Source organism: Bacteroidia bacterium (genome assembly GCA_027493955.1).
Taxonomy (GTDB): domain Bacteria; phylum Bacteroidota; class Ignavibacteria; order SZUA-365; family SZUA-365; genus JAOSJT01.
The window spans coordinates 4,979,965-4,993,123 of the sequence record JAOSJT010000001.1; the positions used below are offsets into that span (position 1 = coordinate 4,979,965).

The 13,159-nt window shown below is 59.2% G+C and carries 7 protein-coding genes; 4 read left to right on the forward strand and 3 right to left on the reverse strand.

All coding sequences use genetic code 11. The features are described from left to right. Positions 1-334 precede the first annotated feature (334 nt). Genes M5R41_18860 through M5R41_18870 form a run of 3 tightly spaced genes read left to right on the forward strand, consistent with a single transcriptional unit; the run spans position 335 to position 2,647 of the window. A complete protein-coding gene (locus M5R41_18860) occupies positions 335-769 on the forward strand; it encodes a thioesterase family protein (GenBank protein MCZ7558453.1) in 435 nt (144 codons plus the stop codon). 1 nt (position 770) lies between these two features. Beyond that, positions 771-1,613 carry a hypothetical protein gene (locus M5R41_18865; protein ID MCZ7558454.1) on the forward strand — a complete coding sequence of 281 codons (843 nt, stop codon included), beginning with the start codon at positions 771-773 and terminating at the stop codon, positions 1,611-1,613. Positions 1,614-1,624: 11 nt separating this feature from the next. Then, positions 1,625-2,647, forward strand: a complete 1,023-nt coding sequence (locus M5R41_18870) for a glycosyltransferase (GenBank protein MCZ7558455.1) — start codon at positions 1,625-1,627, stop codon at positions 2,645-2,647. 1,383 nt (positions 2,648-4,030) lie between these two features. On the opposite strand, the gene M5R41_18875 is transcribed toward M5R41_18870, so the two are convergent. The 3 genes from M5R41_18875 to M5R41_18885 form a co-directional block, all read right to left on the reverse strand. Next, positions 4,031-4,912, reverse strand: a complete 882-nt coding sequence (locus M5R41_18875) for an IS3 family transposase (GenBank protein MCZ7558456.1) — start codon at positions 4,910-4,912, stop codon at positions 4,031-4,033. Next, entirely contained in the window at positions 4,887-5,222 is a 336-nt protein-coding gene (locus M5R41_18880; protein MCZ7558457.1) for a transposase, read from the reverse strand. The genes M5R41_18875 and M5R41_18880 overlap by 26 nt, the downstream gene beginning before the upstream one ends. A gap of 248 nt (positions 5,223-5,470) precedes the next feature. Continuing rightward, complete coding sequence (locus M5R41_18885) at positions 5,471-7,903, reverse strand: TonB-dependent receptor family protein (protein MCZ7558458.1); 2,433 nt, start codon at positions 7,901-7,903, stop codon at positions 5,471-5,473. 347 nt (positions 7,904-8,250) lie between these two features. On the opposite strand from M5R41_18885, the gene M5R41_18890 reads away from it, so the two are divergent. Continuing rightward, on the forward strand, positions 8,251-13,089 hold the full coding sequence (locus M5R41_18890) for a T9SS type A sorting domain-containing protein (GenBank protein ID MCZ7558459.1): 4,839 nt from the start codon (positions 8,251-8,253) through the stop codon (positions 13,087-13,089). Positions 13,090-13,159 lie beyond the last annotated feature (70 nt).

Here is a 13,159-nt window from a genome sequence, read left to right on the forward strand (position 1 = left end):
TCGTAGACTCGCCGCGGCGAGGTGCGTTGATCGAGACCGCGCTATGGCTACGGCAAACTGGTGGGTTTATGAAACACGTCGGACTCAAGCCGATACTAAAAGATGTCGTGATCGTCGCGCGGCGATACTCATGAAATGTGATGCTCCGAAGCTATGAACACCGAGAAATCCGAACGCCGCCCTTCGACTCCGTGCCCGTCCAGGTACGTGCATGAAGCGCACATTCTGCGGCGGGCACTCCGCTCAGGGTGACGGCGTTGATAATCATCAAGCCACAAGCCACAATCGTACTTCCCTAAATCGTAATTCGCAAATTAAAAATCGTAAACCCATAATGCCCCGTATCAACATCGACATCCCCGCGCATCTTCCGTTTTTCACCACGATGGCGGTGCGCATCGGAGACGTCAACTATGGTGGCCACCTTGGCAATGACGCGGTGCTGTCCATCGCACACGAAGCGAGGGTGCGTTTTCTTGCCTCGATGGGATACACGGAGCATGACATCGAAGGCGTTTCCATCATCATGAGCGATGCGGCGGTCGTGTATCGCGGCGAGGCGCATTATGGCGACGAGCTGGAAATCGGCGTGGGAGCCGGAAACTTTTCGGGCAGCGGCTTCGACCTGCTGTACCGCGTCACAAGGGAGGCCGACGGCAAGGAAATAGCGCTGGTAAAAACCGGCATCGTGTTTTTCGATTACGTGAAAAAGAAGCCGCAACGAGTGCCCGCGCGTTTTCGCGAGCGCTTCGAGGCGGGAAAGGAATGACATGGAGTATCTCGCTCTTGCCGTACTGTGTTCCGTAGGCATCGCGACCATCATCAAGTATGCGGGTATCAAGGGCTATCCGTCCTTCGTGCTTTTTGCGACGAATTACCTCGTCGCGACCATCGGTGCGCTGATCGGATCGGGAGGGAAGGTGGCGCCGTTCAGCGATCCGCCGCTGCTGCTGCTGACGGTATTTCTCGGCGGACTGTTCATCTGGTGTTTCTGGATATTGATGATGGCAGTGAAAAAGCTCGGCATGGTTCTGCCCGTCACGCTGATGCGCATTTCGGCCGTCATTCCCACGCTGGCTTCCATCGTGCTGTTCGGCGAGGCGCCGATGCTCATGCAAATCATCGGCATTGCATTGGCCTTTATCGCGCTGCCTCTCGCGGCGAGAGGCCCGGTGACGAAGGACGATATACAGACCCTGTTCGGCAGTGGTTTTGGTTGGGGACTGGTGCTGTTCTTTTCCTACGGGTTGACGGATTTCATGTTCAAGTTGCAAAAGGAGCATTTCCCGGTCGGCAATCTCTACGAAGTTCTTGTCGTCATTTTCGGTACGGCCTTCGTCATCGGAACCGTCACGATGCTCGTCCGGAAAGAGAAAATCTCCGCGCCGGTGCTGCTCAGCGGCGTGCTCCTGGGAATTCTGAACATGTTCGCGGCGTATTTCTTCATGAGCGCCATCGCGGTACTCCCGGGTGTTGTGGTGTTTCCTGCAAACGGTATAGGCGTTATCTTATTGTCAACGGTGGTCGGCGTGCTTTTGTGGAAAGAGAAACTCGCCGTACGAAACTACATTGCACTCGCCCTCGCCGTCACCGCGTTGCTGTTCCTCTCATAATTCCGTGTGTCGTGCATGATACGATAGACATAACTGTCGTTCTCCCGGTATTCAATGCCGAAGCCACAGTGCTTTCGGCCGTTGACAGTCTGGACGTACGCCCGGGCGACAGCACCGAGGTGCTCGTCGTTGACGATGGGTCCACGGATGGGACTGCGGAGCTGCTGGATGAAGCGGCTGCCGCGCGGCCGTGGATGCGGGTAGAGCACACATCGCATCAGGGACTGGTGCATGCGCTGCATGTCGGGCTCGGGGCCGCGCGTGGTTCTTACATCGCGCGCATGGATGCCGACGACGTAAGTCTGCCCGGCCGACTGTTGTGGCAGAAGGATTACCTCGATGCGCATCCCGAGATCGGCGTTGTCAGCGGGCAGGTCCGTTTCGGTGGCGATACCGAGGCCTCGCGTGGATATGCACTGCATGTGGATTGGCTCAACGCCTTACACACACCGGAAGATATTTCACTCTCACGTTTCATCGAGGCACCGGTGGCGCATCCCTCTGTCATGTTTCGTCGCAGGTTGGTGGAAACGCATGGTGGTTACACGAAGGGCGAATACCCGGAAGACTACGAACTGTGGTTGAGCTGGATGGATGCCGGAGTGCGCTTCGGCAAGGTGGATGCACCGGTCTTATTGTGGAATGACTCCCCGACTCGGTTATCCCGCACGGACAGCCGCTACTCCTCGGAGGCGTTTTACGCCATCAAAGCGCGCTATCTCGCCCGCTGGCTGGAGCGGCATGCGCGCACCTGGCCCGAGGTGATTGTATGGGGCGCCGGTCGTGCCACACGCAAGCGCGCGGCCCTGCTCGAGCAATACGGCGCGCGCATCACCGCGTGGGTGGACATCGACACGCATAAAACAGGGCAGACCATACAAGGCGTACCGGTGATCCTGCCCACGCAGCTTCCGTCGCCGGACAGATGCTTCGTGCTCCCCTACGTGGGCAGCCGCGACGCGAGGGAGTTGATTACGGCATGGCTTGAGGAGAACGGGTACATGCTGGGGGGCTCGTATATACCTGCGGCGTAGCGAGAAGGGGATTGGACTTGCCGACGTGTCGTGAAATGCTCAACATCGCAACGCCGTTGAGGTCGATTTTGTGCCTGTGTAGCAGAACCTGGTATTGAGAAATTGGGGTGATCTCTCCCTTACATCGGGGAATTCTTTCTTGTTGCGATGAATCGCGGTTTGCGATGATGTTTGGAGTCTTTCACTACAGGCAGCGTTATCGCCTTTCCGGTGGTGCTCCGCAATGCATTATATAGTAAAGGGTTAGGGCTGTCCGACTGCGTATTCGCAAAGCGGCAGGATGTGCGTTCCCACACTCATGTCGGGGATGGAGGAGGAGTCGCCCTGTAGAAGCCCCCCACTTACGTATGGGTCGGAGGCCGCAGGCCGGAGACTCGCCGCGGCGAGGTTTGAAGAAGTGTCGTCCTGCGGACTGAGGAGTTTGTGCGGGCGTGCGTGTCCCCACACTTACGTATGGGGATGGAGGAAGTGTCGCCCTTCGGGCTGGCGTCTCTCTGGCGAGCGCGTTCGACCTCTGGCTGAAGCCCGGGGATAGAGGAAGTGGCGCCCTTCGGGCTGGCGTCTCTCTGGCGAGCGCGTTCGACCTCTGGCTGAAGCCCGGGGATAGAGGAGGTGTCGCCCTTCGGGCTGGCGTCTCTCTGGCGAGCGCGTTCGACCCCGGGCTGAAGCCCGGGGATAGAGTAGGTGGCGCCCTGCGGGCTGGCGTCTCTCTGGCGAGCGCGTTCGACCTCTGGCTGAAGCCCGGGGATAGAGGAGGTGGCGCCCTTCGGGCTGGCGTCTCTCTGGCGAGCGCGTTCGACCTCTGGCTGAAGCCCGGGGATAGAGGAGGTGGCGCCCTTCGGGCTGGCGTCTCTCTGGCGAGCGCGTTCGGCCCCGGGCTGAAGCCCGGGGACAGAGGAGGTGTCGCCCTTCGGGCTGGCGTCTCTCTGGCGAGCGCGTTCGGCCCCGGGCTGAAGCCCGGGGATAGAGGAAGTGGCGCCCTTCGGGCTGGCGTCTCTCTGGCGAGCGCGTTCGGCCCCGGGCTGAAGCCCCGGGGATAGAGCAAGTGGCGCCCTTCGGGCTGGCGTCTCTCTGGCGAGCGCGTTCGACCCCGGGCTGAAGCCCGGGGATAGCGGAAGTGGCGCCCTTCGGGCTGGCGTCTCTCTGGCGAGCGCGTTCGGCCCCGGGCTGAAGCCCGGGGATAGAGGAGGTGGAGTGTACCGCAAAAAATGGACAGTGAGTTCCCCCCGGATTGAAATGACAGTGTGCTTGTAGTGGTCGCGTTCGCAGTCGCGCAGAGGAACCGCGGGGTGGCGCCGGGGCGGCCCTGAGCTCTCTTGGGGGCTCCAGTCGCCCCGACTGCCAGCGCGGTTCGCTGCGCGCCTTGCTCTCGCTCATATCGTTTCATGCCGCCTGCTCCATGTCATTGCCGAGACGTTTCTTCGACCAATACAGATTCTCGTGTTCCTGCGGCGTATGATAGCCCAGCGTGCTGTGCAGACGCTGATTATTGTATTCAAGTTCAATGTACTCGAAGAGGTATCGCCGGGCATCCGTCACCGACGCGAAGAGAAGTCCTTCCGGCATTTCCTTCTTCAACGTGGCAAAAAATGACTCGGCGACGGCGTTATCCCAGCAATCACCCTTCCTGCTCATGCTCTGAATGCTGCCGTAAGGGCGCAGGGCACTGCGGAATCCCTCGCAGCAGTATTGCACACCGCGATCAGAATGCACGATAAGCCCCGCACGTATGCTTCGCGTCCAAGCCGCGCGTTTGAACGCGGTCACAACCATTGTATGGCGCAACGATGTGCTGACCTCCCAGCCGACGATCTTCCGGGAAAACAGGTCGATAAACACGCACAAGTACAACCATCCGGAGGTGCTGCGCAAATACGTGATATCACTCACCCACACCGTATCAGGTGCATCGACCGAAAACTGGCGTTCGAGCATATTTGGCGAGACAGTATACGAATGCTTCGAATCTGTCGTGGTAATGAAACGGCGACGATGCTTGACCTTCAATCCCTGCCGACGCATGCTGGCCGCCACGCGGCTCCGCCCGCACGCGAAACCGCGCTTGCGTAATGCTTTGACGAGACGACGTACGCCGTAGCTGGATTTCCTGCGCAGGAATTCCTCCCGGACCGCCATATCGAAGGCTGCGGTGCGCTCGGCGCGTGCATGCTCGCCACGACGACGCCATGCATAATAGCCTGAGCACGATACGTTGAGCACGCTGGCCATCCTTTCGATGCTAAACTCGTTCCGATATGCGTTCATAAACCGGAACCGGGCTTCGTGGGTAGCGAGAAGATGGCCACTGCTTTTTTAATATTTCGCGCTCCTGACGGAGAATCTCGTTCTCTCGACGAAGACGATGCAGTTCAGAATCACTGGCGGGAAGATTTCCGTTGCCGGGAAAGGCCTCTGACTTCTGTGTCAGAAGCTGACGGCGCCAGGTGCGTATCGCACCATCATAGAGGTCGAACTCCTCCTCAAGCGCGGAGTCGGGTCGATCGGTGCTGTCAGCCAACTCGATCACGGATCGTTTGAATGCAGCATCATATTTCTTGTGGGTTCGTTTTACCATGACAGAGTCTCCGGTGATTTTTGAAAAGGTAACCGGGGGGAACTCTCTGTGCAATTTCTTCGGGACACTCCACGGTGGCGCCCTTCGGGCTGGCATAGTAAGTCGTCAACAGGCCCGCCTTCGCCCTCATCCAACAATATCCGTGCTGCAGAGTTACAATGCTTCGGCGGGCAGGCCCGCCTTCGCCCTCATCCAACAATATCCGTGCTGCAGAGTTAGAATGCTTCGGCGGGCAGGCAACTCGTAAATTAAAACTCTTCCATTCCGTTGTCGTCGCGTTGGCGGTTTTCGCGTTTGCGTTCTTTGCCGTTGGAGCCGATGACGTAGCGGAGTGTGAGCATAGCGACGGGCGCTTCTTCGAGTTCATAGGAGTAGGCGGTGAAATCGGGTCCCGACGCGCTGCTCTCGCGTTCGGCGGTGCGGAGCACGTCGCTCACGTCCAGAGTCGCGAACAGGCGCCCTCCTAAAAATTCCTGCCGCAGAGCGATGTTGGTCACGACATATCCCTCGGTGCGACCCTGCGCGGACACGGAAGGACTGTTGTAGCTGACGTTGGCCTGGAGGAGTGTACCCGGCGCGAGCGTGAAGGTGTTGTTGAGCCGCGTGTTCCAGGTGAAGCGTTCACGCGAGAAGTCTTCGCCGTTTAACGCACCCTCGATACGGTTGTTGTACAGGTTCCCGAGCAGATACACGTCCCAGAATGTGAATACATCCACGTTGAGCATGAGTTCGAGGCCGGTGGCAATCTCCTGTCCGATGTTTTGCACCGTGCGCAGGGTGATGTTGTCGCGGTACACGCTGCGCACAAATTCTATTTTGTCATGGGTGACACGGTGGTACAGCTCTGCGGAAAGGAGGCTCGTTCCGATATGCGTCTGCACACCCAACTCGTAGGAGTCGATGTATTCCGGGGTGATTTCCGGGTTGCCGCGCCGGACATTGAACGCATCCGTCCAACTTTCGAAGGGCTCGAGATACCAGCCGCGCGGACGCTCGATGCGCCTGGTGTAGCTGGCCATCAATTGCTGTAATGGTGTTATGCTATACGACGCGTGCAGGGTGGGGAAAAGGTCGAACAGTTGGTACTCGTATTGGGCACCACCGGTGAGCCCGACGCTCTGATCCGTGTGCTCTCCCCGCAAACCCGCCTGGAAGCCAAGCGGACCGAGAGAACCGGCATACATCGCGTACAGCGCGTGTACACCGCGCTTATACTCGGTTGTACGGCTGTATTCCGGAAGAAGGACGTATCGTCCGAGGGCGGTGTCGTAGTCCGACAACGACGTTTCGTCTTCCATGTCGAAGAGGTAATATTGATAGCCGCTTTCCAGCTTCGACAGGGAATTCAGAGGCAGCGTATAGTCCAGCTTTGCCTGCATGCGCTGCATAGGCCCGTCCTCGGTGGTGATGCGTCCGCTGGTGATGGCCCGCGCCTGATCGAACAACTCGTCACGCGAGCTTTCTTCGCCACGACGTTGCATGAAAGAAAGTTGGGCTGTCAGTTCATGCCCCTTGCCCTCGAAGCTGTGGCGATAGTCGAGATCGGAGGAAAAGAATCGTCCACTCCTGCCCGAGCTCGTCCTGATGAATTGCCGTAGCGGCTCAGGCGCATTGTCCGACCATTCCAGAAAATCGGCGTCGGAACCGGCGTCGCCACTGCGCCGCCCGAGGCGCAGGTTCAGGCCCAGATTATCTTTGTCGCTGAAGGCGAGCGAACCCCCTCCGCGAAGGCCCCAGGAATCACGCTGCCGGTAGGTATCCCCAATCGTACTGTTGAACAGCGTATTTCCCGCTTCCAGGAAGCTGCGCCGCTCGCGTTCTTCTCCGGTCGAATGTCGTTTGCCGTAATCGCCCCCAAGGTAGAAGGACCATCCCGGTTCGGTGACAGTAAACAACGCGTCGGTGCCGTACTTGTCTCCGAGGCCGGCGTTCAGATTCATGATGCCGCTGTAACCGGAGCGTCCTTCCTTTTTCATAATCACGTTGATGATGCCGGACATCCCTTCCGGATCGTAGCGCGCGGAGGGGTTGGTGATGATTTCGATATTCTCAATGGAACTTGCCGGAATCTGCGCCAGGGCGTCCGACGGATCCAGCGGTGTGGGCTTGCCGTCGATGAGCACGGTGAAGCTGCCGCTGCCGCGCAGTTTTACCGTACCGTCGAGCTCGACGGTGACCGAGGGCACATTCTGCAGCGCGTCCACGGCGGTCCCGGAAGCCGCCGTCAGTTGGCGGTCCACATTGATCACCTTTTTGTCGATCGCGTATTCCACGGGAGCGCGTTCAGCGGCGACTTCCACTTCGTCCAGTTCAATGGCCACGGGACGCAGGCGCAGCTCACCGATGTCCAGACGTTCGTTGAACTCCCATGTGCGGATGTCGTCCACGGTGAGCTCTTCATAGCCCATGAAATGCACTTTCATGTAATACCGACCGGCATCGAGTCCGCCAAGCTGCAGGCGTCCGTCGCGATTGGTGATGGTACCCTGTGCCATCGAACTGTCCAGCGAGCGATACAGGACGACACTGGCGTACTCCACAGGCACGCCGGTTTCCGCGTCGAGTATACGGGCGGTAAGACCTCCTCCGGACCGGGCTGCGGGGCCTTGTGCCAATGCCGAAAACGATGAAAAGAACAACAGGGTGACGAAAGACAGCGAAACAGCGGGGATATATTTCATGGAAACGAAGAAGCGTGAAACAAAAGGGACTATCAGGGAAACACGAATCGGGTCAGGGTGGTTTCATGCACCCGGTACTGTACTAATGTAACACATTTCGGGAAGATGCATGTTGAGATGCGGCATGTCGCGTCACCACAAGCATGCTGGGGCCAAATTCATAGAATTTCATCCGCGATCTTGGATATTGTTGTCGTGCTGTGTAAATTGCATCTATGAAATAGGACTGAATGGTCTGTTAACACCGGATTCCCCCGGTTGTTGCCTTTTCCCGCTCCGGTGGGATTCCCGGGCGGCAGACGAAGTCCGTGAACCTATTCCTTCGCCTGATCATCGAGGAGGATGATATGAAGGTCTTGTTCCTGCCGTTGCTTGTCGTGTTCTGTGCATTCACCGCCAATGGACAGACGCCTTCCCGGTCTGCATCAACCATATCCACCATTGATGTTCCACGCCTTTTCGTGATGAACGAAGGGCAGTGGGATGAGCGTGTTCTGGCCTCCACAATGGGACCCGGCCCCACAGTTTCTTTCGGCAGCGATGGGTATAGCGTTGGCATAGAAACCGTCGGTCCCATGCGCGCGACCGAAGGGGCTGTCCGCAACTGGCCGGGGATGCTGCTCGCGCATCCTTCGCCGGACTGTCGAGTGGAGCCCGCGCATGCCGATGGCAGCGAGGCGACGGTGTACGCGGCGGCCGACAGCGGCTTTCATCCGTACACGGTGCCGCAGTACAAGGCGATAGTGTATCGTCAGGCGTGGCCGGGAGTGGATATTACCGTGCGACGTGTCGCAGCTGGGCTGGAACACGATATTGATGTGAAGGCCGGGGCGGATCTGTCGCGATTGCGTCTGCATTTCGGGAATATTGCCGCCGGACAGCTCGTCTTGCACGCTGCTGACGGACAAGACGCGGCGACACCTCGTCTGAGCGAAACAGCGCAGGGAACGGATTTCTCCGTCGGCGCTTCCCGGGCGCTGCGGGATTTCCGCGTCACGTTGCGATACAACTTTTACTGGGGCGGCTCTCATCTGGAATGGGGCGCGACGTGCGCGGTGGACAGAAAGGGCGACGTAACGCTGCTCGGGCACTCCTTAAGCGGGGATTTCCCTATACACCCCGCCGGAAGTCCGGGAGGCGGGTCGGGTCCCTTTGCCATGTACCTTGTGAAAATCCCCGAATCGGGTATACCGGTCCGGTACAGCGTATCGTACAATGTCGGCCAATGGGCTTCTTACGGCATTCAGGCCGAAATCGGAAAGCACGACCGTCTTATCGTGACGTTTTATACCAGCACGCTGGATAAAATTGTCACACCGGACGCCGAGTTCCCGACCACCCGAACACAAGGGGAATGCCTCGCGGTGTTCGACAGCAGCGGCGGCATCGTGTATGCGACCGCGATACCGGACAGCGCCGGGGGCTTCACCACCTTCACGACCGACGCGGATGGGGTCATTTACCTGGCTACCCACACCAATGGTACCCCGCGCTACATTACCCCTGACGCCTTCATGCCGGTGAATCAGGGAGGGTGGGACGGCGTCATCATGAAATTCCATCCCGATACATATAAACTGACGTACGCGACCTGCATCGGTGGCAGCGCCGATGAATTTATAAGCGCGATTGCCGTGGACGGCTGCGGGTCCGTTGCCATTTCGGGATGGACCTGGAGCGCGGACTACCCATTGCGGAACGCTGTGCAGAACAGTATGAACGGCAGGGCGGATTACGTGTTTACACGATTCACCGCCGATGGCAAAAGACTGGTCTTCTCCACATATCTCGGCGGCAGTGCAGAGGAGGCGTGGACCTGGTCCGGAATGTACGGGAACCGCAGTTTACGCTACGCACCGAACAGCGATTTGTACTTCTATCTCGGAGCGTACGGGTCTGATTTTCCCCTCCGCAACCCGCTTCCTCTGCCACCGCAGACCCACGGGTATAATGCCGTGATAGGGAAATTTTCACCGATGGGCGAGTTGCGGTTTTCGTCCTGGATCTATGGCTGGCATGCGTATTGGCATGCATCCATCGATGTGGATTCTTGCGGCAACCTGATCGTTTCGGGGAGCAGTTTCCAGGACATTCCTCTTGTCAAGCCTGTATACACCATCGGGAACGCCTTTTGCGCCGTTGTTGATACACATATTCCCGAAATTCTGTTCTGTACGAAATTGGGTTGGAGTGTCGGTCATGGGAGTTCTGTCACCTGGTATTCTACCACCGGCGTGTTGAATGGTACATCCGTCTATCTCACGAAATCGGGTATCCATGACCCGGAGGTGCCCGCCACTCCCGGCTATCCTGCGGCCCATACGACGGATTCCACGGATATTCAGATCACACGGATAGATTTGCCCGATTTGTGCAGTCGTCCGGTGTTTCACGACAAGGCGACCGACAATGCGTACGTCTCGCTCGAGTTCTTCCACGATGACTCATTGCGGATTGACGAGCGCCGCGGGACTCATGCGCCGACGACATTGCGGGTGCACGCCCGCCTGCGGAATAGCTCTTCCTGGTACAGTTCCGACTCTCTCGTGCTCTTGCTGCGTCTGCCCGGTCGTACGACGCTTGCACCGGGCTCTCCGCCGCTGCGTCTGGTGTTGCCGCCGCTGTTGCCCGGGGACAGCACGGAGGTCACCTGGCTGCTGCTTCCGGAGGTGGACAGCATTCGCGCGTCCGTCACGCTGATGGGTGAGCTGCTGTATTCCTCCGGTGGCGAATGCCCCTCTCTCGATGCGCGCGAAATCCCTCTGCACGTCGAGTTTACCGAGTTGATAGAGGTTCCTGTTCGCTGTGCTGTATTCGTCCATCCACCCTTTGCGCTGAAACTCGACCGGACGCGTCTGACACAGGACACGGCGTACATACACGTACGGATAGACAATCCGTCGAATATTCCGGCACAGCTCAGCCGCGTGCGGCTGGAGTTTCCCCCGGACGCGGGCGTCGTGTTGCTCGAGCCGGGCAGCCCCGAGGCGCAGCCGCCGGAGATACCGCCGAACAGCTCCATACAGCTGACCTGGAAGGTCCTCGTCCTGTCCTGGCCTTTCGCACGTCCGCTGCCGCTTCGGGCGGTGTTGTTCGACAGGTTCCAGCTGGAGGTGGCGTCATGCGAGGTACGGGAATCCATTCCGGGATCCGCCGGATCCAATTGCGGAATGTTGGCGAATGATCCTGTCGTGGTAAATACCAACGACGCCAGCTATGAGCCGAAACCCATTCTTGCGGAACTCCGCATATACAACGAATCCGACACGAATCGCTATTATCACGACCTCCACCTGGACCTTGGCGCCGCACCGTGGTTGAAAATCGAGGGGGATGAGCAGCTGCGCCGCCCGGATTTTATGATAGAGGAAGACTCCGTCGCATACTTCATGTGGCGGTTGCGACTCTGGCCGCTTCCGACGCAGGAAATGACGCAAACGGTGTTCGCCCGCTACCACGTGGAAGCGGACACGAGCGAGCGCGTGTGCAGTGTGCCGATTCGCATACGGGTTTCCGGTCCGCGTCCGAGCTGCGCGTTGCGGGGGCAGGATTCCCTGCATCTGCATCCATCAGGAGACCGCTTTGTAGAAGACAGCGTCGAGATCGTCGCGGAATTCCATAACAGCGGCACTCAGCAGCAGAAATTTTCATCCGCACGTCTCAGTTCAGGCGCGTGGCCGACGGAGATACGCAACGGAGAGGAGCAAGCGCTGAGCAATCTGGATGTGGGCGTGTCGTCCACGCTACGATGGAGCGTGCGCGTGCCGCGCTACACCTTCGATCGTACCATCACCTTGACAGTCACGGCCTATGATTCCGCCGGAAGGGCTGTCACGAATTGCAAGACGACCTTGTTTGTGCCGGCCATCAGATTGCAGTGCGGTATCTCGACCGTGGATTCGGTGCACTACGATGTGTCACGAGACCGCTACACCCCGGAGCGCTTCGAGGTTTCGGCAACGTTTCACAACGCGTCCGACACTACTCTTGCGAATCTTCGGGCAATTCTCGACAGCACGCAGCTTCGCCGCGTGCGTTTGACGGACGGTCAACACGCGGTGCAGAGCATCGCGGAACTTCTCCCCGGCGAAACCTGGACACCACGTTGGGAGCTCGAACCCGTGTGGGTTGATCGCGATGCGGTGCAGCTCTTCCGCGTCCGCTTCGAATACACACCGTCCAACGCCTCCACCTTCTGTGAAGCAAGCAGCATCATCGGTGGTGCGCCGCGGGTCGCCGCCATGGCCTGCGCGACGGCGGGGCATGATACGGTGTGGACCGACAGCTTCTACGAATCGCTTATTCCCGATCCCGTGCAGGTACAGTACACGCTGCGCAACACGGGGAATATTCCGACACCGGCCTGCGAACTGGCGATACTGCCGCCGCCCGCGTTGCTGCTCGAAGCGGGGGAGGACAGCATCCGCAGCGTGCCGGTATTGCAGCCCGGCGACGCCTTTTCCGCGGAATGGCTGCTGCGCATCGCCATGGACAAGATCACCCCCGGTTCCTGGCCCATTCGCTGGGTAACGCGATGCGCGGATGGCGTACAGCCGCCGCAGTGCGAGCACAGTGTTTTCCTGCAGGAACGCGCACCCGAGGGCGTCGTGCTTACACCCTGGCTGCTGCGTTTCGAGGCCGAGCGGAATGGTCCGTTGCCTGCCTCACGGCAGGTACAGGTCTGGACGGGAGGTGGACTTGCTCCGTCGTGGAGCGTGACTTCGGTCCCCGCGTGGCTGGACGTATCGCCGCTGTTCGGCGCGGGTCACAGCGTTCTGACGGTGGGTCCCAACACCACGGCGTTGCCCCTTGGCGAGCACGCCGACCGCATCGTGCTGTCCGAAACACCGGTCAGTACCGGTGATGTGCAGGTGGTGTACAGCATCCGCACGCCGCTAAGCGTCGACGAAACAGCGCGGCCGTTGTCTCTTCACATCGGATCAGTGTATCCGAATCCCGTGAGCTCCGGAGCGACGCTGGTCGTGGAGTACCGCAACGCAGCCCCCAGCGAAATCGCGTTGTCTCTCCATGACATGCTGGGCCGCGAGCGCCTCGCCGTCACGCAACGCGGTTTTGCGGACGGACTCCTGAGTGTGCCGACGCAGGGATTGCCGGCCGGCGCGTATGTGTTGCGGCTGCGGGTGGGGGCGAAAGTTGCGGAGAAACTGGTGATGGTGCTGCCGTGATACGGCGCGTTACGAATTGACGGCGAAAGCTTGCGCAATGCCGTGCGTAATGCGAGTGAATGAAGGTTGA

Bases quoted from the DNA above. Each gene is read 5' to 3' on its own strand.
- M5R41_18865 (MCZ7558454.1), top strand. From the start codon at position 771: ATGGAGTATCTCGCTCTTGCCGTACTGTGTTCCGTAGGCATCGCGACC.
- M5R41_18890 (MCZ7558459.1), top strand. From the start codon at position 8,251: ATGAAGGTCTTGTTCCTGCCGTTGCTTGTCGTGTTCTGTGCATTCACC.
- M5R41_18860 (MCZ7558453.1), top strand. From the start codon at position 335: ATGCCCCGTATCAACATCGACATCCCCGCGCATCTTCCGTTTTTCACC.
- M5R41_18880 (MCZ7558457.1), bottom strand. From the start codon at position 5,222: ATGGTAAAACGAACCCACAAGAAATATGATGCTGCATTCAAACGATCC.
- M5R41_18875 (MCZ7558456.1), bottom strand. From the start codon at position 4,912: ATGAACGCATATCGGAACGAGTTTAGCATCGAAAGGATGGCCAGCGTG.
- M5R41_18885 (MCZ7558458.1), bottom strand. From the start codon at position 7,903: ATGAAATATATCCCCGCTGTTTCGCTGTCTTTCGTCACCCTGTTGTTC.